Source organism: Nocardia sp. NPDC058499, assembly GCF_042719915.1.
GTDB lineage: Bacteria > Actinomycetota > Actinomycetes > Mycobacteriales > Mycobacteriaceae > Nocardia.
The window spans coordinates 14,170-38,766 of the sequence record NZ_JBHXMZ010000009.1 but is presented as its reverse complement, the minus strand read 5'-3'; the positions used below and the strand labels follow the sequence as shown (position 1 = coordinate 38,766).

At 67.1% G+C, this 24,597-nt stretch carries 23 protein-coding genes and 2 pseudogenes; 12 read left to right on the top strand and 13 right to left on the bottom strand.

Going from position 1 to position 24,597, the window contains the following annotated elements; all coding sequences use genetic code 11:
• Nucleotides 1-28 precede the first annotated feature (28 nt).
• A complete protein-coding gene (locus ACFWPH_RS24950; RefSeq protein WP_378754531.1) occupies nt 29-2,143 on the top strand; it encodes an FAD-dependent oxidoreductase in 2,115 nt (704 codons plus the stop codon).
• Here the strand turns inward: ACFWPH_RS24950 and ACFWPH_RS24945 are convergent.
• From ACFWPH_RS24945 to ACFWPH_RS24935, 3 genes are all read right to left on the bottom strand, one after another.
• A complete protein-coding gene (locus ACFWPH_RS24945) occupies nt 2,130-3,191 on the bottom strand; it encodes an SDR family NAD(P)-dependent oxidoreductase (protein WP_378754530.1) in 1,062 nt (353 codons plus the stop codon). The two genes, ACFWPH_RS24950 and ACFWPH_RS24945, sit on opposite strands and share 14 nt — an antisense overlap.
• An 8-nt stretch (nt 3,192-3,199) precedes the next feature.
• Entirely contained in the window at nt 3,200-4,042 is an 843-nt protein-coding gene (locus ACFWPH_RS24940; RefSeq protein WP_378754529.1) for a mycofactocin-coupled SDR family oxidoreductase, read from the bottom strand.
• Nucleotides 4,043-4,225: 183 nt separating this feature from the next.
• A complete protein-coding gene (locus ACFWPH_RS24935; protein WP_378754528.1) occupies nt 4,226-4,810 on the bottom strand; it encodes a TetR/AcrR family transcriptional regulator in 585 nt (194 codons plus the stop codon).
• 352 nt (nt 4,811-5,162) lie between these two features.
• On the opposite strand from ACFWPH_RS24935, the gene ACFWPH_RS24930 reads away from it, so the two are divergent.
• Nucleotides 5,163-6,041 (top strand): alpha/beta fold hydrolase, encoded by an 879-nt coding sequence (locus ACFWPH_RS24930; RefSeq protein ID WP_378754527.1) that lies wholly within the window; start codon nt 5,163-5,165, stop codon nt 6,039-6,041.
• Between the two features lie 117 nt (nt 6,042-6,158).
• Here the strand turns inward: ACFWPH_RS24930 and ACFWPH_RS24925 are convergent, their stop codons facing one another.
• The 5 genes and pseudogenes from ACFWPH_RS24925 to ACFWPH_RS24905 all read right to left on the bottom strand — a co-directional run bounded on the left by ACFWPH_RS24925 (nt 6,159) and on the right by ACFWPH_RS24905 (nt 10,120).
• Nucleotides 6,159-6,959 (bottom strand): inositol monophosphatase family protein, encoded by an 801-nt coding sequence (locus ACFWPH_RS24925; protein WP_378754526.1) that lies wholly within the window; start codon nt 6,957-6,959, stop codon nt 6,159-6,161.
• 83 nt (nt 6,960-7,042) lie between these two features.
• A pseudogene (locus ACFWPH_RS24920) lies at nt 7,043-7,345 on the bottom strand (triose-phosphate isomerase); the annotation flags it as partial.
• Nucleotides 7,346-7,398: 53 nt separating this feature from the next.
• Nucleotides 7,399-7,815: pseudogene (locus ACFWPH_RS24915) on the bottom strand (SIS domain-containing protein); the annotation flags it as partial.
• Nucleotides 7,816-7,893: 78 nt separating this feature from the next.
• A complete protein-coding gene (locus tag ACFWPH_RS24910) occupies nt 7,894-8,775 on the bottom strand; it encodes a hypothetical protein (protein WP_378754525.1) in 882 nt (293 codons plus the stop codon).
• Between the two features lie 307 nt (nt 8,776-9,082).
• Complete coding sequence (locus ACFWPH_RS24905) at nt 9,083-10,120, bottom strand: AraC family transcriptional regulator (protein ID WP_378754524.1); 1,038 nt, start codon at nt 10,118-10,120, stop codon at nt 9,083-9,085.
• Nucleotides 10,121-10,565: 445 nt separating this feature from the next.
• On the opposite strand from ACFWPH_RS24905, the gene ACFWPH_RS24900 reads away from it, so the two are divergent.
• Nucleotides 10,566-11,003 carry an SAM-dependent methyltransferase gene (locus tag ACFWPH_RS24900; protein ID WP_378754523.1) on the top strand — a complete coding sequence of 146 codons (438 nt, stop codon included), beginning with the start codon at nt 10,566-10,568 and terminating at the stop codon, nt 11,001-11,003.
• Here ACFWPH_RS24900 and ACFWPH_RS24895 read toward each other — a convergent pair.
• Nucleotides 10,921-11,709, bottom strand: coding sequence for a GTP-binding protein (locus tag ACFWPH_RS24895; protein ID WP_378754522.1), 789 nt, complete (start codon nt 11,707-11,709; stop codon nt 10,921-10,923). The genes ACFWPH_RS24900 and ACFWPH_RS24895 overlap by 83 nt on opposite strands.
• Before the next feature lie 155 nt (nt 11,710-11,864).
• Between ACFWPH_RS24895 and ACFWPH_RS24890 the strand changes: the two genes are divergently transcribed.
• From ACFWPH_RS24890 to ACFWPH_RS24875, 4 genes are all read left to right on the top strand, one after another.
• Complete coding sequence (locus tag ACFWPH_RS24890; protein WP_062980267.1) at nt 11,865-12,287, top strand: Zn-ribbon domain-containing OB-fold protein; 423 nt, start codon at nt 11,865-11,867, stop codon at nt 12,285-12,287.
• The gene (locus tag ACFWPH_RS24885; protein ID WP_378754521.1) at nt 12,280-13,482 is read left to right on the top strand and encodes a lipid-transfer protein; all 1,203 of its coding nucleotides are present in this window, start codon (nt 12,280-12,282) and stop codon (nt 13,480-13,482) included. Before ACFWPH_RS24890 ends, ACFWPH_RS24885 begins: the two co-directional genes overlap by 8 nt.
• A gap of 505 nt (nt 13,483-13,987) precedes the next feature.
• Complete coding sequence (locus tag ACFWPH_RS24880) at nt 13,988-15,064, top strand: hypothetical protein (protein ID WP_378754795.1); 1,077 nt, start codon at nt 13,988-13,990, stop codon at nt 15,062-15,064.
• Between the two features lie 79 nt (nt 15,065-15,143).
• On the top strand, nt 15,144-15,992 hold the full coding sequence (locus tag ACFWPH_RS24875) for an LLM class F420-dependent oxidoreductase (protein ID WP_378754520.1): 849 nt from the start codon (nt 15,144-15,146) through the stop codon (nt 15,990-15,992).
• A 32-nt stretch (nt 15,993-16,024) separates the two neighbouring features.
• On the opposite strand, the gene ACFWPH_RS24870 is transcribed toward ACFWPH_RS24875, so the two are convergent.
• The 3 genes from ACFWPH_RS24870 to ACFWPH_RS24860 form a co-directional block, all read right to left on the bottom strand.
• On the bottom strand, nt 16,025-16,357 hold the full coding sequence (locus ACFWPH_RS24870; protein ID WP_378754519.1) for a hypothetical protein: 333 nt from the start codon (nt 16,355-16,357) through the stop codon (nt 16,025-16,027).
• 62 nt (nt 16,358-16,419) lie between these two features.
• Entirely contained in the window at nt 16,420-16,824 is a 405-nt protein-coding gene (locus ACFWPH_RS24865) for a group 1 truncated hemoglobin (protein WP_378754518.1), read from the bottom strand.
• A 22-nt stretch (nt 16,825-16,846) separates the two neighbouring features.
• The gene (locus ACFWPH_RS24860; RefSeq protein ID WP_378754517.1) at nt 16,847-18,097 is read right to left on the bottom strand and encodes an oxygenase MpaB family protein; all 1,251 of its coding nucleotides are present in this window, start codon (nt 18,095-18,097) and stop codon (nt 16,847-16,849) included.
• On the opposite strand from ACFWPH_RS24860, the gene ACFWPH_RS24855 reads away from it, so the two are divergent.
• From ACFWPH_RS24855 to ACFWPH_RS24845, 3 genes are all read left to right on the top strand, one after another.
• A complete protein-coding gene (locus tag ACFWPH_RS24855) occupies nt 18,096-18,434 on the top strand; it encodes a hypothetical protein (RefSeq protein WP_378754516.1) in 339 nt (112 codons plus the stop codon). The genes ACFWPH_RS24860 and ACFWPH_RS24855 overlap by 2 nt on opposite strands.
• Before the next feature lie 307 nt (nt 18,435-18,741).
• Complete coding sequence (locus tag ACFWPH_RS24850; protein WP_378754515.1) at nt 18,742-19,623, top strand: universal stress protein; 882 nt, start codon at nt 18,742-18,744, stop codon at nt 19,621-19,623.
• A 484-nt stretch (nt 19,624-20,107) separates the two neighbouring features.
• Nucleotides 20,108-20,593 (top strand): DUF4383 domain-containing protein, encoded by a 486-nt coding sequence (locus ACFWPH_RS24845; protein ID WP_378754514.1) that lies wholly within the window; start codon nt 20,108-20,110, stop codon nt 20,591-20,593.
• A gap of 38 nt (nt 20,594-20,631) precedes the next feature.
• On the opposite strand, the gene ACFWPH_RS24840 is transcribed toward ACFWPH_RS24845, so the two are convergent.
• Nucleotides 20,632-21,546, bottom strand: a complete 915-nt coding sequence (locus ACFWPH_RS24840; protein WP_378754513.1) for a universal stress protein — start codon at nt 21,544-21,546, stop codon at nt 20,632-20,634.
• A gap of 353 nt (nt 21,547-21,899) precedes the next feature.
• Here ACFWPH_RS24840 and ACFWPH_RS24835 point away from each other — a divergent pair, with 353 nt between their 5' ends.
• A complete protein-coding gene (locus tag ACFWPH_RS24835; protein ID WP_378754512.1) occupies nt 21,900-22,892 on the top strand; it encodes an Acg family FMN-binding oxidoreductase in 993 nt (330 codons plus the stop codon).
• Between the two features lie 243 nt (nt 22,893-23,135).
• Nucleotides 23,136-24,551, top strand: a complete 1,416-nt coding sequence (locus ACFWPH_RS24830) for a lipase family protein (protein ID WP_378754511.1) — start codon at nt 23,136-23,138, stop codon at nt 24,549-24,551.
• Nucleotides 24,552-24,597: the final 46 nt, after the last annotated feature.

Here is a 24,597-nt window from a genome sequence, read left to right as displayed (position 1 = left end):
AATTCGGCGGAGGGTCTAGCTTCTACTCGTGACCCGCACCAAGACCTTCCCGCATCTGCTCGCCCCCGGGACCATCGGCCCGGTTTCGCTGGCCAACCGGGTGGTCTTGCCCGCGATGGATATGAATCTGTGCGAGGACGGCGAGATCGAACAGGGCGATATCGATCATTTCGCCGCCCGCGCGGCCGGTGGCACGGGACTCGTCATCACCGGCGCCTGCGCGGTCGCGTACCCGGTCGGGTGCGCGAGCACCAAGGAACCCGGGCTCTCCGAGGACCGGTTCGTTCCCGGGCTGAAAGCGCTGGCCGACGCCGTCCACGCCGCCGGCAGCAAGCTGTGTGTGCAGATGACCCATCACGGCAAGATTGCCCGGATCGATACCGTGCAGGACCGGCCGCTCCTGGTTCCGTCGCCGCCGGCCGGACCGGCGGACCTGTCCGCGCTGGCCGACAACACTCCCGGCGAGCTGCAGAAGATGGGCGCCGTCACCGGCGGGAAGCAGGCCACCTACCACGAGGCCACCCAGGAAGATATCGACTGGCTGGTGCGCTGCTTCGCCGAGGCCGCGGGGCGGGTGCGCGATGCCGGCGGGGACGCGGTCGAGATCCACGTCGCGCACGGCTATGTACTCGGCGCCTTCCTGAACCGGGCGGACAACAAACGCACCGATGAGTACGGCGGGTCACTCGAGAACCGGGCGCGGCTGGCGGTGGAGGTGATCCGTGCGGTCGAGGCGGAGGTCGGCGATTCCCTCGCGATCCTGGTGCGCGTCGCCGGCCGGGAATTCGGCGAGGAAGGCGCGCTGACCACCGAAGAGGCTGTGCGGGCGGCGACACTGTTCGAAGCGGCCGGCGCCGACGCCATCCACGTCACCGGGTGGGGTCGTAACCCGTTCTCCAATTTCACCGACGGCCCCCTGCCCGACAAGGTCGGCGCCTACACGGACCTGGCGGCCGCGGTGAAGCAGGCCGTATCCATCCCGGTGATCGCCGTCGGCCGGGTACTGCCGGAGGTCGGTGAACAGGCAATCGCGGCGGGCACCACCGATTTCGTGGCCATGGGCCGGCAGCTGCTGGCCGATCCGGACCTGGTGAACAAACTCCGGGCGGGGACGCCGGAACAGGTCCGGCCCTGTATCAACTGCTATGTGTGCGTCCAGGAGAACTTCTGGGACGACACTCCCCTCTGCGCGGTAAATCCCGCACTGGGCAACGAAAAGCTGCTTCCGCTGACACCGTCCACCACGCGCAAACATGTGGTCGTCGTAGGCGCGGGACCCGGCGGACTCGAGGCCGCCCGGGTCGCCGCCGAGCGCGGGCATCGCGTGACCGTACTGGACAAATCCGATCGGCTCGGCGGCACGCTCTGGTTCTCCGGTCTCACCACACCGGACAACCAGATGCTGCTGGACTGGCTGAAGGTACAGGTCCGGCGTCCGGACATCGATATCCGCTTGAAGACCGAGGCTACGCCGGCCTCGATCCAGGCGCTGCAACCGGATGCGGTCGTCGTCGCCACCGGCGCGGTGCGCGGACGGCCCGCAGTCCCCGGCAGCGATCTGCCGCATGTACACACCGGTGATACGTTGCGCGCCTTGATGACCGGCTCCGGCGACGTATCGCAGGTGCCGCCGCTGCTGCGGACCATCGCCACACTCGGCAAACTGTCCGGTATCACCAAGAGCGCGGCCGCGATCCGCACCGTCACCCGCAAGTTCCTGCCGATGGGTAAGAACGTCGTCGTGATCGGTGGTTCGCTTGTCGGCCTGGAACTTTCGGAGTTCCTGGCCGAACGCGGCCGTAACGTGACCCTGCTCGAAGAAGGCGGGCAGCTCGGCGTGCCGATGGCGCTGCCGCGGCGCTGGACCGCCGTCCGCCACGCCAAGGAGTCGGGCGTGCAGGTCCACCGCCAGGCCACCGTGCAGCGAATCACCGGGAAGCACGTCGAATTCACCGTCGGAGACACAACCTCGACCGCTCCTGCGGATATGGTCGTCGTCGCTTCGGAGGTATCCGCGGCGGCGCAACTGGCCGAGGCGCTGCAGGGTGTAGTTCCCGAGGTGCACGTAGTGGGCGACGCCGTGCAGGTCGATTACATCCAGGGCGCGATCCACACAGCGTGGGAAGCGGCTACGAAGCTCTGAACCCACGGCGAGACCGGGCGCGGCCGATCGCCCTGGCTCCCCGCCGACGACGCCGAGTCCGGTCCTGGCGGAGTCGGCGGCGATCGGTGAGCATATCCGCCAACGTCTCCCGGACCGGCCGGAAAGTGATGCCGAGATCGCGTTCGGCGGGGCCGTCGTCGGTGGGTGGAGAATCGGTGAGGTAGCGGATCGAGGTCTCGCTGAGCTGGCTCACGGCGGCCGGTAGCAGGCGCCGGAACCGGTCCGCGAGCTTACCGGCGGCGACGAGCACACCGTCGGGAACACCGTAGTAGCGGACCCGCCGGCCGGTGATATCCGTGAGCAGACCGGCCAATTCGGCGCCGGTCACAGAATGTCCGCCCAGGACATAGCGGCGCGGCCCGCGGCCCGGTTCGAGGATCCGGGCATGGGCCTCGGCGAGGTCGCGGACATCACTGATCGTGAAGGCCGCGCCGCGGCCCGGAATACCGACGCGGACGAAGGCGGCGACTGCTTCACCGGATTCCCCGAACTGATCCCCGGCGGCCGGGCCCACGATGCAGCTCGGGTAGGTCACCACCACGGGCGCGCCCTGCTGCTGCAGTTCCCGGGCGTACCGCTCCACGCGTGCCTTGGAGGTGGCGTAGCCGTCGTTACCGCCCGCCGGTGGCAGGTCGGCGTGCACCAGCGGGCACCGCGGATGCCACAGGGCCGTCATGCTCGAGACATACACGATCGGATCGATCCCGCGGGCGGCCGCCTGGCCGAGCACATTCCGCGCGCCGGCGAGGTTGGCGCGGATCATCTCGTCGGCCGCATCGGCCCGTAGCGCCACCACCGCGGCGGCGTGCACCACCGCGTCACAGCCGTCGAGCGCTTCGCGGACCCGGTCCGGGTCGGTCATATCCCCGCGCACCACATCGGTGGCGTCGAATCCCAGTGCCGCCGCGATCGGTGCCAGCCGGGCGGGGTCGCGGACCAGCAACCGCACCCGGTGTCCACGGTCGTGTACGGCTTTGGCGGTCCAGGCGCCCACGAATCCGGTGGCGCCGGTGATCAGCACCCGCATCTCCGGCCTCAGTACTTCAGCGCTCCCGCATCGACCGGGACCTGCGTACCGGTGATGGCCACCGAGGCGGGACCGGCCAGCCACGCCACCACTTCGGCCACATCCTCGACCGGCATGAAACCGTTCTGACCATCGTTGGCCGACTTCAGCGGCACCGGCGGGAAACTGTGCAGGAACGACGGATGTTTACCGAACATCGCCATCATGTCGTCCGGCTGGATCATCGGGGTGTCCACCGAGTACGGATGGATCGAGTTCACCCGGATCCCGAACTCACCCGCCTCCAGCGCCAGCGTATTGGTCAACGCCACCAGCCCGTGCTTGGACGCCGCGTAGTGCCCGTTGCCCGGCGTGGCTTTCAATCCGGCCGACGAACTGACGATCACGACCGATCCACCGTTACCCGCCTCGATCATCGCCGGTAACGCCGCCCGGACGGTGCGCCAGGTGCCACTCAGATTCACGTCCACAACGGTGTCCCACTGCTCTTCGCTCATCTCCCACAGCCGGCCCCAGCTCAGCACGCCCGCATTGGCGATCAGCACGTCCAAGCGGCCGAACTGGGCGACGCCGTCGGCCACCAACTGTTGCAGCGCCGCCAGATCCCGGACATCGACCGCGCGGGTGAGGATTTTGCGGCCCGCGGATTCGACCAGCCGCGCGGTCTCCGCGAGATCCTCCGCGGTGGCGGCGGGATAGGTGACGGTGCCGGAGATCGGCGCACACGCATCGATGGCGATGATATCGGCGCCCTGCTCGGCCAGCCGGACCGCATGCGCGCGCCCCTGTCCGCGGGCCGCGCCCGTCACCAGGGCCACCTGTCCCAGCAGCGGCTCGGTCGGATTACTCATCGTGGCACCTTCGATCATCGTTGTCGGGCGGACGGCCGGCTCCGGCCACCGCGCTGCGGGCATATTCGCCGAGGGGTCCCGAGCGGGTTCCGACCGGCCCACTTCTCCTCGGCGGCTGACACGAAGTTAGACGGGTGTCCATATAACAGTCAAGGGCGCTGGCAGCGGGCGAACCGCGGCCGCTCAGGCGCGCTCGGCGGCGGGAATCGCGCGCTCGACCGCCATCCGGACCAGTTCATCGGCCTGCTCCTCGGTGAACACCCCGGGCAGGGTGAGGCGTTCCAGAATGAGCCAGTTCAAGGCGAGGAACAGCAGGACGACGGTGTTCTCGTCGCCCGGCATCCCGTTGTCGACGTGGTTGCGGATATTGAAGTCCAGATCGGCCCGGACCCGTTCGGTGAGCAGGGCTTGCAACTCGGGTCGCCGGGTGGCCTCCAGACGGAGTTCGAGCAGCGCGAGATAGCCGGTGCGGAACCGGGTGACGCGTCCGACGACTTCGGTCATGAGTTCGGTGACGGTCTCGCGGGACCGGGGGCCCTGCAGTTTCACCATCACCGAATCGTCGGGAACCAGCCGCTCGTAGTACCGGTGGCCTGCCTGAACCAGGAGGTCGTCACGGTTGGCGAAGTAGTTCGAGGCAGTACCGGCAGGCACCTCGGCTTCTTTGTCCACGGCGCGGAACGTCAGTCCGCGAGCCCCTTCCCGGGCCAGGACCTCGATCGATGCGTCCAGCAACGCCTGGCGGCGTTGGGGGTTCGTGCGGACCACTTGACACCACTCCATCTGTAGTACTACGGTTCAAATCACTTCGTTCAGAGTACTACAGGCAAGGCGGTCTGGTGTATAGGGCGATCCCCGCCCCCGACTCCACCGTCCTCGCCGAAAGGCGGAACCGATATGCGAAAGCCACACCGCACCTTCCCGATTCCGAACAACCATCAGCGTTTCGCTGCGCGGCCGGCGCCACCGCGCGCGGCTGTCACCCAGAAAGGGCTGCCCCGCAACACCAGGCGCGGTGGGCGGTAGCCGGCACCCTGCCGGGGTCGGTGCAGGACAAGCTCACCAATGAACCGGCCCGGTCAGAACACGACACAAGAGCAGCGCCACGAAAGAGGACAACATGCGTGATGTGAAGATCTGGAGTGAGGAGTTCGGCGCCGCCACGGACCCGCCGATCCTGCTGATCATGGGGTCGATGTCGCAGGGCATCCTGTGGCCGGAAGAATTCATCGACCGGCTCGTCGCCGGCGGCCGCCGGGTGATCCGGTACGACCACCGCGACACCGGATTGTCGGACACCATCGACTTCACGACCCACCCGTACACCTGGGAAGACATCCTGGACGACGTGTACCGCGTCCTGGACGCCCACGGCCTCGAAAGCGCCCATCTGGTGGGTCATTCGGCGGGCGGCCTGCTCGCCCAGCTCATCGCGGTGCAACGGCCGGAACGGGTCCGCTCGCTCACCGTTATCGGCTCCTCACCACTCGGCGGCGGTGAAGGCCGAGTACTCATGCGCGCTCTGCTCGGCGAACCACAGTCCCCGGGCAGCCTGGCCGAACCGGCACCCGAGTTCGTCTCCTTCTACCGCGAGCTCATGGCCGCACCGCCACCGGAGGACCGGCGCACCCGCATCGACGGCATGGTCGCCGAGCAGCGCGTACTGCATGGCACCGGCCTGCCGTTCGACGAGGCAGCGGCACGCGAACTGCAGGAACGGATCTACGACCGGACCCGCGACCTCTCGGCGGCCACCAACCACCGGCTGGCGGCCGCCGCCCGCCCCGACTTCGAACCGACCGGAGCACTCCCCGGGATCCAGGCACCCACGCTGGTCGTCGAAGGCAGTCACGAACCGGTCAAACGGGGGCACGGCGCGGTGATCGCCGAACAGATACCGGGGGCACAGTTGCGGATCGTCGCGGGTATGGGCCATACACTGCCGCCCCAGGTACACGAGGAGCTCGCGGCTGCCGTCCTCGTACACACCGCGGGATGAGCCCAGGCAAGGACGACCGCCCGTCCGGCCGCGCACGGCGGCTCGGAAGAATCCGCGTCGGCCCGGCGAGCACTTCGCCGGGGCAACTGCCGACAGTGGCCCTCGATACCGTCCTCGTCAGTAGTGGTCGTTCAAATAGCCGAGCAACTCGTCGTGCAGCAGGCCGTTCGACGCGGCCGCGCTGTCGCCGAGCGGTCCCGGACTGCCGTCGAGGCCGGTGAAGGCGCCACCGGCCTCGGTGACGATCACGGCGTGCGCGGCCATCTCCAGCGGTGAGAGGTCCGGATCGGCGCAGATATCGACCACACCTTCGGCGACCATCATGTAGGGCCAGAAATCGCCGTACGCGCGCGTACGCCACACCTCCCGGGAAAGCGCCAGCAGACCGCTCAACCGGCCCTGCTCCTCCCAGCCCGCGAAGGAGGAGAACGAGAACGATGCGTCCGGCAACTTCGAGACGCCCGAAACACGCATGCGGGAGGCCGAGGAGAGATTACGGCCGGTGAAGGCGCCGTGATCCTGTGCGGCCCACCAGCGGCGCCCCAGCGCGGGCGCGGAGACCACGCCGACCACCGGCCGGTAACCGCCCTCGGAAGCTTCGATCAGGGAAATCTGTGTAGCCCATACCGGTACGCCGCGCGCATAGTTCTCGAGCCCGTCGATGGCGTCGACCACCCAGCACCGCGGCCCGGTACCCTCCAGCCCCTCCCCCTCGCCGAGAACGGCGTCACGCGGGCGGGAACGCTGCAACTGACCGCGAATGAGCTTCTCCACCTCGGTTTCGGATTCGCGCACCGATTCCAGATCCGGCTTCGACTCGATCACGAGGTCGAGAGCCTTGTAGCGGTCCATGCTCGCCGCGGCCGCGGAATCCACGAGAACATGGGCGAATCGGAGGTCATCGAGATGGTCCTGCACCCAATGAAGCTATCCGCAGCAAACGGACAGCGCCACCGGGCCCCGATCCCAACCGCCCTCGTGCGGTTCCTCCGTCGCCGGCATCAGTGTGCCCGCCGCGCCGGGCAGCCTGGTGTCTCTGCGGCGGTGGCTGAGCGGAGTTCATCGAGGACCTCGGCCAGTGCGTGACGATCACGAACGACGCGGCCGAGGCCGAGGCCCGCTATGGGCGCCCCCGCGCCGACCAAATCGGTATAGGTGCCCGCCACAACTCCACCCCCGTAGAGAATCGACAGAGACCCGAGCCCCATCGCGTCGGCGCAGGCGTGCAGGTGTTCGCATACCGCGGCCACCTGCTCGGCGGGCGCGGCCGACGCACCGACCGTCCACCAGGGTTCGTACATGACGGCGAAGCTGCTTGCCTGCGCGCGCCGCCGGCGGAATACTCGGCGAGTTCGACGACGACATCGGCGAGCCGGGCCAGACCCGAATCGGCGGTGGCGGTGATCGCGGCGACCTGTGCACCGACCCGGCCGGCGGTGCGCGCGTGGGCCGAGACGGTGGGTGTCTCTCCTGAACCGCTGCACACGATCAGCAGATCTCCCGGGCCGGTGATCGCCGGCGTCGTCATATCTGCGGCCACATACGCCGGGTAACCCAGATGCACGAGGCGCATGGCGAACGCGTCGACCATCAGCTTGGATCGCCCGGCCCCCACCACGTACACCGCCCGCGCGGCCACAATCGCTTCGATCAGTGAGAGTGCGCTGCGGTGATCGACGAAGCCGAGCGCCTTGTTCACCTCGGCAACGACCTCTACAGCGGCGTTGCTGACCTCCGCGGCATCGGAGCCCGCCGTCGGGGCCGGTACCGGCATGGTGACGAGTTCGGGCGGTTCATCGCGGACCATGGCGAATCCTTTCCGTACGCAGAAACTGATGGCGGCACGCGGAACTCAGAGCCGAGCGGGCCCAGCGGCAACGGCCCGAGCGGTGCGGTAGACGAATCGGGTGCGTACGTCCTCCTCGCTCCCCGCGGATCCCGTCATCTCCACTGTGCAGGTGTCCTCGCTGTCCTGTACCGCGCGCGCCCGCAGTCCGACCGGATACTCGGCCGGCAGCAACGTGCGCGCCTCGAGCAGGTCACCGGTGACCGGGACAACCGGTTGCCCACCGAGACAGCGGCGGGCGAGCCGGGCACCCAGTTCGAATTCGGCGGTGAGCAGATAGGCGACCGGCATAGCCGGATATCCAGGAAAGTGCCCGGCACAGTGCTCGGCATCGGCTCGCACTGTCGCCGATGCGGAATTCGCGCTGACTCGCGGCTCCATCAGCGGGAGGGACGACACGTACGGGTTTCGCACCGAGGCGTGGAAATCGGGTCCGCCCGCCAAATTCCGGAAAACTTTGGCGAAAGCGTCCGACGACAATACGACATAGTCGATGGAGAGCCAGTACAGCAGCCGAGCGTCGGCATACATCTGTACCGTCGCAGACGCCGAATGTTGCGAAGTAAGTTTCCCCTGCGCACCGACGGACACGATGCCGGTCTCCGGAAAAGCTCCCGCGGCGGCGCGCTCGAGCGTGGCCCGGCGCGCCAGATAGTAACGGCGCTCGTCATCGGGGGCGGTGGTCGCCGCCGCGCACAGACCGGCTATCGCGCAGTGGCGTGCCGCTTCGGCCATCGCGACCGGGGTCTCCACCTCCGGCGGGAGTTGCACCGGCGCTGTGCAATACACGGAACCCGGCGTATCGGTGACGATATCCGCCAGTGCGAAATATGGCGGTTGGACGCAAACTCTCTGGAGCAGCGTGTCTTCCAAGGTGTCGATACCCATATCTACCTCACTGTGGTTGATCCACCGTGTTCCCGGGGCAGCACGGTGGAACATGGTTCATTGCATTTTCGAAGCACTGCCGACTATGGGCGGTGCACGGAGCGCGCGTCCCGGCGCACGGCGGACATAGACGTCTCTCCGCAGTCCTGCTTCGTTCTACGATCCGAGCGGGGCGATCGCAATACCGCTCGATTCCGAACTCTACGCGAGTTATCGGTGAGTAGCCTTTGACAGTAAGGCTTTTCGGCGATCCCGCGCGAATCGAATACGTGCGTTGCGCTATCCGTCCGTACGTCCGCAGCGCGCGCTACATTTCCGGCGTCCCGAACGCATCCAGCGATATGTTCGGAGCTTCGCGCACCGTCCGCGACGGCTGCTCCCCGAACTCCTCGCGGTAGAACTGGGCGAATCGGCCGAGATTAGTGAAACCCCAACGGGTAGCGGCGTCGGTGACCACTCCCCGTCGCCCAGGACCCGCGGCCAGGAGGTCGGCTCGGGCACGCCACAATCGCGCTCGCCGAAGGTACAGCGTAGGAGTCGTATGCAGGTGGGTCGCGAATCCGTCTTGCAGCGTTCGTATACTGACGCCGGCCGCGGCGGCCACCTCGGCGACGCCCGCCGGCGCCGAGGGATCGACGCGGATCGCATCGATCGCAGTCCGCAGGTACGCCGGGTATGCGGCGTATTCCCGATCGAGTAGCCGAATTCGGTGGTTGTGCTGATGGGTGACCAGCAAGGCGGTCATCAAGAACTGTTCCAGAGCCGAGGACAGCGGCGGCCGTGATAACGAAACCCCGGTATCGATCGTCGAATCGGTCCAGGCACGCACGATTCGCCACCACAAGGCGGTGGCGGCCGGTTCCATTCGCGGGGAGAAAACCAGCTCCTCGTCCAGGGGTCGTTGCAGCAGTAGCTCCAAGTGCCGGTGTAACGCGGTGGCCTCCAACCGCACGATCAGCTTGGCGCAGCCGACCGGCCATACCGACCGGAATCCGGCTCGGGGATTGATCACCGCACCCCGGTTCCGGCCCGTCGAGATCGAGACCGCGGCGTTTCCGTGTCCGGCCACGGCGATCAACCCCGAGCCACGGACCGGCACCGACACCAGATACACCTCCGCGGCAGGATCGGGGTCCGCGTTGATTTCGACCGCGGCGCCGAACTCGAGATAGTGGACCGATATCGCCGGCAAGCGGATGCAGTGATGTACCGCAGCGAAGTCGGCGGTGTCCGACAGTGGACGGAGGGTATGTGCGCGCAATAGTTCACTGTTGCGCCGACAAGCTTCGCCGGGGTCATTCGTCGCGAAGACTCGGTGGCCTTCGAGCACATTTCTTGCGGCCATAACCACCACCGGATGGACGGGAGGAAAGTGTGCCGGGATTTCGCGACCGCGGCACAACACATTTGAACACTCGGAACAGATCGCAGCGTTCGCTGTTTCAGAATCTGTTCACCCGTGCTGCCAGTGCAGATGAGATCGCGTCGCCGAGGGCACAATTCGTCGACGAACGCCAGCTCACGCGCGGCACCGATATCAATTCATCGCCACACCGTTGGCTCCGAGACCGAAATGATAAGGAGAACCGACCGGTCAGAATACGCGGTACCGGCACACGGCCACGCCGATGCCGCCCCACCCCGGTGCGGCCGGAATGCCCTCTCCGGCGGCCGGCGGGGTCTGTCCTCGGTGGCGAACCGTCGGTCTCACACATCGCATCCGGTCGAGCCGGGATCGGCGATATGGTCGACCGTGATGGGCGAGTATAGTTCTCCGATCGGAGTATGCTGTGGTGGGAAATTCGTTGGATCTGCACACCGATAAGCCGCACAGCGCCCGTATCTACGACTACCTGCTCGGCGGCAAGGACAACTATCCGGCGGACCAGAAAGCCGCCGCCAAGGTGGAGCCGGCGGTTCCGAACGCGCGCAAGGTCGCCCGGGCCAACCGCGATTTCATGCACCGGGCCGCCTGGTTCGCCGCCGAGGCCGGGATCGGCCAGTTCCTCGATATCGGCACGGGAATCCCGACCGCACCGCGGCGTGAGTACCGGACGGCGGGCGAGCGCGGGACCGCACCGGGAACGGCAGTCGTCACGCCGAGTCACCGGGAAGATCCACAACATGTGCCGACCCGGGCGCCGGTCAGTAGTCGAGGGCGTGTTCCGGTTGGCAGACGTGCAGGGGTGAGGGCAGGTAGCGGACGATGGCGTCCAGGAGCGGGGTGATGTGGCTGCTGGGGGTTGTATCGCACAGGACGGGCGCTATATCGCCGATATGGGTGAGGTAGCGGACGCGGTGGTGTAGTCGGCCGGCCGGGATCTTCCACGGGCCGGGAACGCCGGCGGTATCCGCGTCGTCCTGTTCCATGACTGTGTCGACCAGGTGGCGGTACCACTCTTCGGCAGCTCGGCGATGAATCCCGGCGAGGGCGGCGGCCACCGGTTCGAGCTCCCGCATCGAGATCAGATCGACGGCGCCTTCGAACTCGGTGCCGAGACCGCGCGGGATCTGCAGAGCCAAGGGCACGGCCCCGTGCGTGTCCGCGATCATCCGGAGGCAGTGGCCGAAGTCGGCGGCGGGCTGGTCGAGGCCGGTCACCAGGCACAGCCGGGCTACCTGGTGATCGTCGGCGATGCGCAATGCCGTCTCGAGCCGCGGGTCGCGTTTCGCGGCGGCGTCCATGACCGCGATCAGCCCGTCGGCCACCCGGATGGACCGTTCCAGCGTGGCAGTGGGGGCGTGGCTCGACAGCTCGGCGATACGGATCGTGTGTTCGGTATGGTCAGCGGTCCAGTGGACAGTGCCCGATACGCCGGTCCCGGTTCTGGTGAGATCACGGAGTAGACGGTGCACGACTCGGACGGTCGCGTCGGGGTCCCCGACGACCGTGACGTTGCGGATCGACTGCGGTTCGATGACTTCGCTGCCCATCGTGTGTGGTACTCCAGATCGACTCGAGGAGGCCGTTACCTCCCGATCCGGCCTCACCGTACCTCCGGTCGCACTCCCATGGAGTGGGTTTCCGGCCCCAAAGTAGAACCTGTTCCTATACGGTCGGGGTTGTGCAGAAAGAACAACGCCCCGCCGTGGCCGACTGGTTCACCGCGGATGACGGCACGGTGCGCCTGAAGGGAAGTCGCTGCACTACCTGCGGCACGCCGTACTTCCCGCGGAACACCCTGGCCTGCCGCAACCCGCAGTGCACGGGCCCGAAGGACGGCTCCGAGCTCGCCGAGTACCTGTTCTCCACCCGCGGCCGGATCTGGTCGTATGCGGACGCCCGGTACAAGCCGCCACCGCCCTATGTCTCCCCCGAACCGTTCGAACCGTACGTCGTCGCGGCGGTGGAGCTCGAGGTCGAGCAGATGGTGATTCTCGGTCAGGTGGTGCGTGGCCTCACGGTGGACGATCTGGCCGTCGGGATGCCGGTCGAGTTGACCCTGGGCGTGCTGTACGAAGACGAGGAAGCAGAACATACGGTGTGGATGTGGAGGCCGGTCGATGCCTGAGTCGAATGACCGCGATATCGCCGTCCTCGGTGCGGGTATGCACCAGTGGGGCAAATGGGGGCGCAATTTCGTCGAATACGGGCTGGTCGCGGCGCGTGCGGCATTGGCCGATGCCGGGGTGGACCACCGTGACGTCGGCTATATCGCCGGTGCCGACACCATCCGCAACGGATACCCCGGGTTCGTTTCCGGCGCGACCTTCGCCCAGGCGCTGGGCTGGTCCGGTGCACGGATCTCCAGCAGCTACGCCGCCTGCGCCTCCGGCGCCCAGGCCATCGCCAACGCCCGCGCCCAGATCCTGGCCGGATTGTGCGATGTAGCGCTGGTGGTCGGCGCGGACGCCACCCCGAAGGGTTTCTTCCAGCCGGTCGGCGGCGAACGCCGCGACGATCCGGACTGGTTGCGTTTCCACCTGCTCGGTGCGACGAACCCCATCTATTTCGCGTTGTACGCCCGCCGGCGGATGGCGCTGCACGGTGCCACGCTCGACGATTTCGCCGCGGTCAAGGTGAAGAACGCCAAGCACGGCCTGAACAACCCGTACGCCCGCTACCGCAAGGAGGTCACGGCCGAGGATGTCGCGGCCTCGGCGGTCGTCTCGGACCCGCTGCGCCTGCTGGATATCTGCGCGACCAGCGACGGCGGCGCCGCACTGGTGCTGACGTCGATGGAGTACGCACGCCGCCACGGTGTCACCGATCCGGTCCGCGTCCGGGCGCTGTCGACGGTCACGCCGACATTCCCGAAAACCGTGATCGATCTGCCCGATTTCGCGACGGATTCCGCCGTGGCCGTCCAGCCACCGCCGCGCGAATTCCGTTCCGCCGTCGCGCACGCCGCGTACGAAGAGGCCGGGCTCGGCCCCGCCGACCTGTCGCTGGCCGAGGTGTACGACCTGTCCACCGCGCTGGAACTGGACTGGTACGAGGATATCGGTCTCTGCGAGACCGGCGGCGCGGAGGAACTGCTGCGCAGCGGCGCCACAACCTTGGGCGGGCGTATCCCGGTCAACCCCAGTGGTGGGCTGGCCTGTTTCGGTGAGGCGATTCCCGCGCAGGCGATCGCGCAGGTCTGCGAGCTGACTTGGCAGTTGCGCGGCGAGGCCGACGGCCGCCAGGTGGAGGATGCTCGGGCGGGTATTGCGGTGAACCAGGGCCTCTTCGGCCACGGCTCGGCGATTATCGCCACTCGCTGACCCCGGGCCGACGGTTCAGCTCGCCCGGACGCCGGCGTAGGACACTTCGGCGCTCATCGCGGCGAGAAACGAAATGCCGGCCGATGCGTACTCGGCTGCGGCCCAGCGGTGATCCGGTGGGCCGCAGGCGCCTGCCGCCCCGACGCAGCCACGCTCTGAGAGTGTCGAGATATCCATGCCCGGTTCCACCCGAAGACCAGAAGGCTTCGCCAGCGCGTGAGTGAGCCGTACCGCACAAGGTCCCGGTCGGCGATGGGCGCCGGTCGAGCGTCGGCCTTTCACCCGTTCTGGACGGAACTGCGATGCGGACGAGCCTGACGGCCGGCCGTGCCACCGACAGGGGTTACCCGGTTTTGCCCGGGTACCGGGATATTGTCGCCTTCCGGCGCGTATGCCGATTGCGTGTGCAGGCAGGGTCCGACGGCAGGGGCAGGCAGTGGTTCGGGACAGCGGGCGTCGAGGCGGGGTGGCCGGTGACGTTCCGGTCGATCCGGCGGTGAGCGCGATGCCCGCGCCCCGCACCGCTCGGCGGCGCACCAGGATCGTGCGCAATACCTACGGCAACGCGTCCGCCGAAACATTCCTCGTCATCGCGATCATCACCATCCTGGTGACCCGCACCTACCTCGCGCTCACCGATTATCCGCAGGTCGGCGGTGGTTCGCTCCATATCGCGCACGCCCTGTACGGCGGTGCCGCGATGATGGTGGCGCTGCTGCTGGGCTGGCTGCTGCTCGGTTTCACGGCGCGGGCGGTGGCCGTGGTGATCGGCGGTATCGGGTTCGGTTTGTTCCTCGACGAAGTCGGCAAATTCGTCACCGCCGATAACGATTATTTCTACGGGCCGGCCGCCGAGATCATGTATGTGCTGGTGCTGGTGATCCTGGTCGCGAACCGGCTGGTGCGGATCGTGCGGGCACCGACGGTGGACGAGTATCTCGCCAATGCCGCGGCGATCGCGGCAACCGGCATGGCAGGCGGTTTACCCGCGCATCGGCGCAGCGCGGCCCGCGCGATGCTGGACCGCGCCGAGGACGGGGGTGCCGATCCGCCTGCTGTGCACGGTATCCGGCTGCTGCTGGACGCGGCCGATCATCGAGTGGACCGGCTGTATTCGGTCCAGCAGTTCTTGCCGCGTCTCGTTCCCGGTTTCCTCCGCAGCCCCCGATGGGTACCGATCATCGGCTGGCTGCTGGTCGTGGCCTCGGCAGCGGGAGTGATCACCGGGGTCGTCGCGCTGTTGACCGGCGGGCTGTCCCTGCGCGCCTCCGACACCGTGATCGATGTGGATCGGATGGGTATCGCCGAACTGATCCTCTTCGTCAGTGCCTGCCTGACCCTCGCCACAGCGGCTCCGGCGATGATCTGTTACCGCCGGGCGGGCCCGTTGTGGCCGGTGCAGACGTTGCGCATCGCGGCGCTGATATTCACCGTCCTCAACGCCTTCGCCGAATTCGCGACAGAAGGTTTCGGCGCAGTGGCGGCTTTCGCGGTGGGTGTCTTCGCGATGGCCGTCCTGTCCCATCAGATCTCCGTGCGAGTCGGTATGCCCGCGGGCGCAGCCGATCGGTCGACCGCATAATCGTATTGTGCACACCCTGCGCGCCGACCCGCCGAGGCGATATTGACCTGGAGCGCGCTCCAACTTCTAGCCTGTTCTCATGCGATTCGCCTTCAAGACTTCCCCGCAGGACACGACCTGGGCCGATATGCTGGCCGTCTGGCGGGCCGCCGACGATATCGAGATCTACGAATCCGGCTGGACCTTCGACCACTTCTACCCCATCTTCTCCGATTCCACCGGTCCGTGCATGGAGGGATGGACCACCCTGACCGCGCTCGCGCAGGCCACCGAACGTCTACGGCTCGGCACCATGGTCACCGGCGTGCACTACCGCCATCCGGCAGTGCTGGCCAATATGGCCGCCACCCTCGACATCATTTCCGGTGGCCGTCTCGAGCTCGGTATCGGCGCGGGGTGGAACGAGGAGGAATCCGGCGCCTACGGTATCGAACTGGGCAGCATCACCGAACGCCTCGACCGGTTCGACGAGGCCTGCCAGGTCCTGATCGGGCTGTTGAGCCAGGAGACAACGGATTTCGACGGCAAGTTCTATCAGCTGAACAGCGCCCGCAACGACCCCAAAGGCCCGCAGCGCCCGCACCCCCCGATCTGCATCGGCGGCAACGGTGAGAAACGCACCCTCCGGACCACCGCCCGGTACGCCCAGCACTGGAACTTCGTCGGCGGCACTCCCGCCGATTTCGTCCGCAAACGCGAGGTGCTGGCCGCCCATTGCGCCGATATCGGCCGCGATCCGAAGGAGATCCTGCTCTCGGCGCAGAAGCGGCTCGAACCCGAGCTCGGCTACGCCGAAACCATCGATTGGGCGGCCGCGCTGGGCGCCGAGGGTCTGGAACTCGCGATCATCTACCTGCCACCGCCGCACGACCCGGCCGTTCTGGAGCCGCTGGCCGAAGCCATTCGCGATTCCGGGCTTGCCGCTTGAACCGCTCTCGGTTCGTCATCCCGCGGTAGGAGTCATCCCGTGTAATGCGCCGGGCCCGGAGAGCAGGGGCTCGGCAGGGCCGACATGGTGGCCATATCGCAGACACCGTCGGTCAGGATCTGGAACGGGGTCACGCCGAGCAGGACGATAATTCCGATGATATCGCCGTTCCCGGCGAGTATCCCGGCTGTTCGTGCGGCCGCCGAACCGGAGTCCAACGCCGAGGAGCCGGTGCCGGATTCGCCCTCGGCCACCGGTGCGGCGGCCGGGGACGAGGCCGGTTGGGCCGCCGCTCCGGCCGCGGCGCCGACGAGACCTGCCGCCGCGACGGAGGCGACGGCAAGACGAATGATTGCGGGCGTCATAACGTTCCTTCGATAGTGAATGTGGTGTCTACCAGGCATAAGTTCGTGTACTGAGCGACCGGTCACGGATTCGGCGCGATCTCAGCGGCCAGCGGTGATACTGCGGCGATGATTTCGGCCACCAGCTCCGACGGCACTCCCGCACCGGTCAGCGCATCAGTGAGGTGGCAGGCCACGAGGTCGAAGTGGTATCGGGTGATACCGCGACCCTGATGTACCTGTTTCATCGAGGCACCGATGTAGGGGTCGGGACCACCGAGAGCTGCCGCGAAGAATTCGACCTGCCGGCCTTTCATCCGGGACATGTTGATGCCGGTGAAGAACGGCTGGAGAACCTCGTCGGCGAGGACGCGGGCATAGAAGTCTTCGACGACGGTTTCGAGGGCTTCGCGGCCGCCGATCCGATCATAGATCGGCGGATCCGCGTCCGGTTCCGGCGTGGAGTCGAAAGATGCGGGGGAAGGCATGTTTTCGGCACCCTTCGATGTGTCAGCGCGGTGGCACGCTCATATCGCGGTTCATGGTGGGGATTTCGATACTGATCGGCATCCGCAGTTCGGACAGGTACATGAGTGCGGCCTTGCGGAGGAATTCGTCGAGCAGCCAGTAGGGGTCGGCGGCCGGCGGGACCGCGGTGAGAATGCCCTCGCGGACGGCGATGAAAGGCCCCCAGCTGAACCGGAGCAGCGGATCCCAGACCGGTTCGCGCGGGATGTGCAGGCCGTCGGCGATGTGATCACCGAGCAGGAAGCGGGTGAATGCGCCGAGAACGGGTTTGCTGAGGATCGTGAGGTCGATATTGGCGCCCAGGCTCAGCAGCCGGTCGGCCAGTTTGATCCCTTCGGGGGTCGGCGCCAGGATAGGGTCGAGGACCTGCGCCGCCTGGGAGTTGGCTTCCGGCCACGATTTCGGGATGTATTCGTCGCGCACGCCGAGCATATGCCCGGCGACCTGCCACGAGTGCAGAAAGGCCTCCGATTCGTGCCCGGGGATCGGCACTTTCCACGAGGTCAGGTGTTTCATCACGGTCGTGGGCAGGCTGTGCCAGGTGACCATGATGTCGTTCTGGCTGATCGGGATATCTTCCGCGGCCGAGTGCACCCAGTGCGGTGATTGTGGCAGGAGGTGGCGGACCGCCGCATGCACGAGCCGGGTCTTGACGCAGGTGACGATCATCTCGCCGTCGGGGGCGTAGGCGTTGTTACTGCCGATGTCGTAGCCGAGTTTGGCGGTCTTGGAGATCCGGTCCTCGAGGTCGTGCCCGCCTTTGGAGTAGTAGACCGCGCGGGCTTCCTTCGGGATGACGGTGCTCATCATGCCGCTGGCGAACCCGTACAGCACACCGAGATACAGTCCGCGCTTCTTGTTGAACTGGATCGCCGTATCCAGTTTTGCCGGATCGGTCCACGGCGGCAGTTGCCGGGCGTATTCCATGAAATCCCGTAATTCCGGTGGCAATCCGGCGGGCAGTGGTTGACCGTTCCTGGTCCAGGTCCGCAATGCGTCGTTGATCCGGGGCACCTCGCCCCGGTCGATCAGTCTGCCGACCAGCTCGTCGGCCTCGGGGTCCCACACGGTCATCGGGTCGGCACCGGATCCGGATCCGGCTACCGAACCCTGCGGTGACCATGTCCACGGTTGCGCGCGCCCCGTAGCGGTCGCCGCCATCACCGCGAATGCCCCGGCAGCCCCGGCCACCCCTCCGGCTTTCAACGCGCTTCGCCTGTCGAGTCCGTCCATGCCGCCACTCCTCATTGAGTTCGATCACCGCCGCAACGGTGAAACCTGGCACTCCACATCCGTGGAATATCGAGTAACTTACCAGCTGTACCAGACAGCTGTCCAGGTTTCGGAGTCCGACCGGCTTGACGGAAACTCGCTCGACGAGACGCCGAATGCACAGGTACCAGCGCACTTCACCGCGCCCACTCCACAAATACAATTCGGCGACCGGCCTGACCATGCGGTAACCAACCAGACGCCAGCACTGCTGCTGATCGGTAAGAATTTCTGGTTACTTCAAGCTTCGTTCGCCGGCGGCCACGGCCGATGCACCGGCACGCCGCCGATCACGTAGAACGCCCCGCTGGGCAGGGTTCGTCCCGGGCGCAGCGTGCGTAAACTCCGTGCGTCCAAACCCTTCTCGCGCCGATGCGATGATGACCGGAATACGAGTTCCGTGCAGAACCGCCTGCCCGACGGAGCCGAGTGTCATTCCGGCGAATCAGGCGCGCGACACCCGCTCCCGAGGTGACCGACACTGCATCGATCTATGATCAACTGTAGGTGCTCTCGCCGGTGACGGACGACAGCGGATCTCGGTCGCCGCACCGGCTCGACCGATCACGAAGCACGCGGAAACCCGAGCCGAAGGAACCGCGCCGATGGACAGCTCGGCACCATCTCCAGAGCCCGACGCTCCTGTCGTTGTCGGAGTCGACGGATCCGAAGCCGCGACGGCGGCCGTGCACTGGGCGAGCCGCGAAGCGGCACTCCGGCAGCGCACGTTGCGCATCGTGCACGGTGACAACACCGCCGCCCGGCCCGGTGTGCCGCCGCCGGTCGGCGAAGCTCTCGCCCGGCATGGGCGGGATTGCCTCGACCGTGCCCGCGCGGCGGCGCTGCATATAGATCCGGCACTGCCGGTGGAAACAGAACTGTCCGGCGCCGCGCCGGCGCGACTGCTCATCGACGAATCGGCCACCGCGGAAATGACCGTGATCGGCTGGACCGGAGAAGGGTCGGCCCTCGCCCATCTCGGCTCGACTGTGCTCGCCGTCGCCAGTAGCGGGCACGGGAAAGTCGTCGTGGTCCGCGGCGCCGGAGCCGACGGCCGCCGCGAACGGCCGGTGGTGGTCGGAATCGATGGCACCGTGGTGAGCAACGCGGCCGTGGGCGCTGCCTTCGCCGAAGCCGCATTACGGCGGGTGCCACTGGTCGCGGTACACACCTGGCACGATCTCCGGACGCACTGGTTCGCGGGTATGCCGGAGACGATCGACGATCCCGCGATCGCCACCGAGATGGATGCCCGGATGACCGAATGGCTCGCCGGGTGGTCGCCGAAGTATCCCGAGGTCGAAGTGACCCGGAAGAGGTATCTCGCGGGCCCCGATCTCCATCTGCTCCACTGGTCGGAAACCGCGCAATTGGTGGTCGTCGGAAGCCGCGGTCGCGGTGGGTTCCGCGGGTTACTCCTGGGATCGACGAGCAATATCCTCGTCCAGCGCGCCCACTGCCCTGTTCTCGTAGCTCATGGAGCCTGACGACCGGACCAGGCCGCCGGGGACCGCGCCGCGCGAGGGAACGGAGACCTCCGGCCCATCCCCTGCGAATTCGGACCTCGACCTGCACCCCGCGCGCGGAATCTATTCGCGATGCACGAGGCGGTCCTTCTCGACCACGACGGCGTGGTGACCGATACCGCCGGCGCGCACGCGGCGGCGTGGACGGAACTGTTCGACGCCTACGTGGCCGGCACGCGGTCATGTACCGGGGGCACCATTCGACGGCGCTCATCGATGAACGCGGCCTGGAAGTCGACTCCGGTCCCGGGCATGCCGATCCGGTCACCATCACCTGCCGGGACAGCAGCACCGAACCGGCGCCTGCGTCTACCGTTCATTTTCCGATCGCTTTGCGATAGCCCGCACCGAGGTTTGTCGCGGCTCCACACGGGCATTCGCGGCGGCATCCGGTTGCCGATTCGCGAGACGGTCTCGCGAAGACAGCGGGAGGGAGGACGAGACCATGTCGAACCCCACCAGTTCGACCCGCACTGCCCGTTCACCGGTGCAGCTCGCCGCCATGGCGGTCGGCGCGGTATTTCTCCTGGCAGGCGTGCTCGGCTTCATTCCGGGCATCACCACGAATTACGACACCATGGAATGGGCCGGACACCATTCCGAAGCGCAACTACTCGGGCTGTTCAACGTTTCGATACTGCACAATATCGTGCACCTGGTATTCGGTGTGGCCGGCCTCGCCGCGGGAATGAGTGCGGTGCTGGCCCGCACCTACCTGCTGGTGGGCGGGGTGATTTACCTGCTGCTCTGGGTGTACGGCCTGCTGATCGACCAGACCAGCGACGCCAATTTCGTCCCGCTCGACACCGCCGACAACTGGCTGCACTTCGGACTCGGCCTCGGCATGATCGCGCTCGGGGCGATCCTGCCGCGAGTGATGAACACCCCCGGCCGGCACCTGTCGGGACGACAACCCGGGATCATCGAGTAACTCTGCGGTAGAGCTGTGATGAGGTCGGGCATCGGGCCTCAGGAGTCCGCGGTGCGGTAGATGACGATCGGGCGGTCGGCACGGTGCAGCAGGTTCTGGCCGGTCGATCCCAGCAGGGCGCCCCGGACGCGTCCCCAGCTTTTGCTGCCCACGATCGCCATCTGGGCATGATCGAGCGCGTACAGCAGTTCTCGCGCCGCCGACCCACGCCGAGACCGCAGTTCCACGGCGACCTCGGGGAACTGCTCCCGAAACGGGGCGATGATTTTCGCGAGTTCGCCTTCTTCCGAGCGTGCGATCGCCTCCCAATCGATGACCAGCGCGGTCCGGCCCCGTTTCTGTATCGTGCCTGGGTCGGCGGACGCGACCGCCGAGCTGCCGGTCCACGTCCGCACCGCTGTCACCGGCACGGACAGTAGCTCGGCCCATTCGAAAGCCAACCGGGTCGCGGCCTCCGATATCGGGCTTCCGTCGGATCCCACGGCGATCGGGCGGTCGTCGAGGGCGGCCTCGGCGAGTTCCCCTCGCCATACTGCGACCGGGCACACTGCCTTGTTGGCCACCCGCAGCACGGTCGACCCCAGCAGCCAGCGTTCGACCGAACCGGCGCCTGTCGCTCCCAGCACGATCATCGCGGCCTGCCCTGCCGCTTCGAGCAACCCTGCTGCGGGTGCTTTGTTGTCGGCGATCGATTTCAGCTCGACCTCGGGCACCCATTCGCGAAGTGCGGTTTCGGCCGAATTCAACAGATCGGACCGATAGGCCTGCTGCAGTTCTTCCAGTTCCTCGGCGCCGAATGCCACATCGGGTATCGGACCCGTGGCCGGCGACGAATGCACCAGGTGCAGCGGTAGCCCGAGTCTGCCCGCGAACGCGGCGGCCCATCTGGCGGCACCCAGCGACGCCTCCGAACCGTCGATACCGGCCACGATGTGTTTCCCCGGGAGAACCATTTCTTGCCCCTTTCGTGCAGCGGTCCTCGGTCGGAGGCCGCCGTGGAGGGAACCGGCGCCGGTGGCGAGAGGCACGAGAGGCCACACCGGTAGTACGCATGAGCATCCCCGCTGCCGAGCCGGCTATCCGGCCGGCACGAAACGACACTCGATCGTGATGAGCTTCAGGATAGGAGGCGAGGCACTCGTGACGATCGGCCGACACACGCGAACTCGGCACTTCTCCCACCGTAAATTCCTGGTGAGGCCGGGATCGGAGGACTTGCCCGAGACCCGATCCGGCTCGCTCCACCATCGAGAGCGGGCCGCGTGTGGTGGCGCACCCGGTGCCTGTGGATAGGTATGGTCGGGATATGAGCGCTGGTCCCAGCGGGTCGACAATCGCGGACGCAGTCCGCCTCGCGGCACGGGCTCCTTCACTGCACAACACCCAGCCGTGGCGGTGGCAGTCCGACGGCGAGGTATTGCGGCTGTTCGCGGTACCCGAGCGAATGCTGACCACGACCGATCCCGGCGGTCGCCAGATGCTGATCAGCTGCGGTGCCACCCTGGACCACTTCCGGGCGGCCATGGCGGCTGCCGGTTGGCGTCTGTCCGTGGCGCGTTTCCCCGACCCCAACAACAAGGCCCACCTCGCGGACATCACCTTCGATCGTTCGCCCACCGTGACCGATGCCGACCGTGCCCGCGCCGACGCGATCGACCGGCGCTACACGGATCGCCTGCCGTTCGGGCCGCCGCCCGGCTGGCCGGAGTTCGAGCCGATGCTGCGATCGGCGATCGTTTCCGCAGACACCGCCGTGGAGATCCTGCCCGAGGAAAGCCACCCCGCGCTCGCCCACGCCACGCGGTTGACGGGCGCGCGCCGCCGTTACGATTCGAACTATCACGCGGAGCTGCACTGGTGGACCGGGCACGTGATCGGCGCCACCGGTGTACCGAAATCCTCGCTGGTTTCGCCACGAGAGCATGAGCAGGTCGATATCGGCCGCAGCTTCCCGACCCGATCGTCGGATACCGGGCACACCGATGAGAACTCGTCCGACCATGCTGCGGTGCTCGTGGTTTCCACGGCCGGAGATTCGCCCGCAGAACACGTTCGGTCCGGTGAAACGGTCTCGGCCGTACTCCTGGAGTCCACCCTCGCGGGGTACGCGACCTGTCCGCTCACCCATCTGACCGAGATCCCGGACAGCAGGCGCGCGGTCCGGCAGTTGCTCGACAGCGACCAGCTGCCCCAGATACTGGTCAGAGTGGGCGCGCCACCGCACCGCGACCGGCCGCCGGAACGCACGCCGCGGTTGCCGCTCACCGACATCCTGTCCGACGCGAAGTCCGGGAACTGACCGGCGGGCGCACTCCACCACCGGATGGGTGGACTGCGGGGTGGTGAGGTCGATTCCGTATCGCCACCGTGTTGTCTCGAATCGGTCGCGGCTCGTCTCAATCTTGTGACGTAGCACTGCCTCCGGCTCTCGGTCACGTAACCTGGGCCCAGGTCCCGGTACGACAGGGGACGTTTCGGGCGACGGAACTCCACATCGCCTCGGGTGCCGCATATTTCGACGTCGCATCCAGGGGCGTGTGCCATGAGATGTTTACGTGCCGGCGCACTCGCGTTGCTCGTCATCGTACCGTTGCTCGTGGGCCAGGCGGCGGCCCAGCCGCCGGCACCACCAGGCCTTCCCCTACCTGCACTACCGCTGTTTCCACCGCCCGCGGAGACGAACGGTGGGTTCCTCCCCGGTGTTCAGCAGTGGATCGACCAGGTGCTTCCGCCGCCACCGATCGCATCCGGTCCCCATCCGGTGCCGAAGGTGGAAAACAACCATCCGGCACCGGAACTGGCTGCGCTGCATCAGGCGGTGCTGCCCGCGCCGTCCGGCGACCCGATATTCGATCGGTGGCCGCCGGACCTCGCCGGCTTCGCCCCGGGTGCGGTGATCGAGGTCCGTGATGTCACCACCACGGCCGCGCCGCTGGTCGCGGTGCCGGTCCGGCAGGCGGTGCTGTTCAAATACCGGACCACCGATGCGCACGGCCGCCCGTCGTTCGCCACGGCCACGCTGGTGATTCCGGCGACCGCCTCCCCGGTACCCGGGGCGCGGCCGGTGCTGGTCAACAATCTCCCCATCGACGCTCTCGGCCGTCGATGCACGCCGGGTTACACACTCTCGCACGGCCTCTCGGTCCACAGCGCGGTCACCGATTTCCTCCCGCCCACCACACAGCTGGCCGCGTTACGGGGCTATGCGGTACTCATCCCGGATCACGAGGGACCGTTGATGGCCTATGCCGAACCCTATGTCGCGGGCCACGCGGTGCTGGATGCGGTCCGGGCGGTACGTGGTTGGCGTCCGGCCGAGTTCGGCGCGAGCAGGTTCGCAATGACCGGTTACTCCGGTGGTGCGATCGCCACGCACGGCGCGGTGAAACTGATCGAGAGTTACGCACCCGAACTCGCACCGTCCCTGGCCGGTGCGGCGCTCGGCGGGGTGCCCGCCGACTACGAGATCCTGTCCCGCAGTATGAACGGCAATCTCGCTTCGGGCGTGTTCATGGCGGCCGTTTTCGGTATCGCGCGCGAGCGGCCCGAACTCCTGGCCCGGATGAACCACCTCGCCCAGTGGGTGAGCACCTCGCCGATCAAGGATCAATGCATCAGCGTTTTCGCGCTACCCGGTGTCCTGCATCTGCCGATCGATATCGCGGCGAATATCGCCGACCCGCTGCATTCGGCATCGGCACGCGATATCTACGCGGTGACCCGGATGGCGGGACTCGCGTCGGCGACACCGCTCTACATCTACAACGGTGAACAAGAGTTCTGGATCCCCGCCGAGGGCGCGCGCAATCTCTACCGTGAGCAGTGTGCGCTGGGGGTCACCGCGGTTTATCGGAGCGTGCCCGGCGAACACCTCATCGCGGCAGGTCTCGGTTATCCCGAAGCCATGATCTGGCTGGACGAACGCCTGCGTGGCCTCCCGGCGCGCAGCGAATGCTGAGCTCCCCGGAACAATTCTGTGGGGTCTTCCGTACCGCAGGATCATG

Coding starts and splice junctions, on each gene's coding strand:
- ACFWPH_RS24945 (WP_378754530.1), bottom strand. CDS start 3,191: ATGCGGGTGCTGATCACCGGCGCCACCGGATTCGTGGGCGCCTGGACC.
- ACFWPH_RS24940 (WP_378754529.1), bottom strand. CDS start 4,042: ATGAGTAATCCGACCGAGCCGCTGCTGGGACAGGTGGCCCTGGTGACG.
- ACFWPH_RS24930 (WP_378754527.1), top strand. CDS start 5,163: ATGCGTGATGTGAAGATCTGGAGTGAGGAGTTCGGCGCCGCCACGGAC.
- ACFWPH_RS24910 (WP_378754525.1), bottom strand. CDS start 8,775: ATGGGTATCGACACCTTGGAAGACACGCTGCTCCAGAGAGTTTGCGTC.
- ACFWPH_RS24905 (WP_378754524.1), bottom strand. CDS start 10,120: ATGGCCGCAAGAAATGTGCTCGAAGGCCACCGAGTCTTCGCGACGAAT.
- ACFWPH_RS24895 (WP_378754522.1), bottom strand. CDS start 11,709: ATGGGCAGCGAAGTCATCGAACCGCAGTCGATCCGCAACGTCACGGTC.
- ACFWPH_RS24885 (WP_378754521.1), top strand. CDS start 12,280: ATGCCTGAGTCGAATGACCGCGATATCGCCGTCCTCGGTGCGGGTATG.
- ACFWPH_RS24880 (WP_378754795.1), top strand. CDS start 13,988: ATGCCCGCGCCCCGCACCGCTCGGCGGCGCACCAGGATCGTGCGCAAT.
- ACFWPH_RS24875 (WP_378754520.1), top strand. CDS start 15,144: ATGCGATTCGCCTTCAAGACTTCCCCGCAGGACACGACCTGGGCCGAT.
- ACFWPH_RS24870 (WP_378754519.1), bottom strand. CDS start 16,357: ATGACGCCCGCAATCATTCGTCTTGCCGTCGCCTCCGTCGCGGCGGCA.
- ACFWPH_RS24865 (WP_378754518.1), bottom strand. CDS start 16,824: ATGCCTTCCCCCGCATCTTTCGACTCCACGCCGGAACCGGACGCGGAT.
- ACFWPH_RS24855 (WP_378754516.1), top strand. CDS start 18,096: ATGCCGCCACTCCTCATTGAGTTCGATCACCGCCGCAACGGTGAAACC.
- ACFWPH_RS24860 (WP_378754517.1), bottom strand. CDS start 18,097: ATGGACGGACTCGACAGGCGAAGCGCGTTGAAAGCCGGAGGGGTGGCC.
- ACFWPH_RS24850 (WP_378754515.1), top strand. CDS start 18,742: ATGGACAGCTCGGCACCATCTCCAGAGCCCGACGCTCCTGTCGTTGTC.
- ACFWPH_RS24845 (WP_378754514.1), top strand. CDS start 20,108: ATGTCGAACCCCACCAGTTCGACCCGCACTGCCCGTTCACCGGTGCAG.
- ACFWPH_RS24840 (WP_378754513.1), bottom strand. CDS start 21,546: ATGGTTCTCCCGGGGAAACACATCGTGGCCGGTATCGACGGTTCGGAG.
- ACFWPH_RS24835 (WP_378754512.1), top strand. CDS start 21,900: ATGAGCGCTGGTCCCAGCGGGTCGACAATCGCGGACGCAGTCCGCCTC.
- ACFWPH_RS24830 (WP_378754511.1), top strand. CDS start 23,136: ATGAGATGTTTACGTGCCGGCGCACTCGCGTTGCTCGTCATCGTACCG.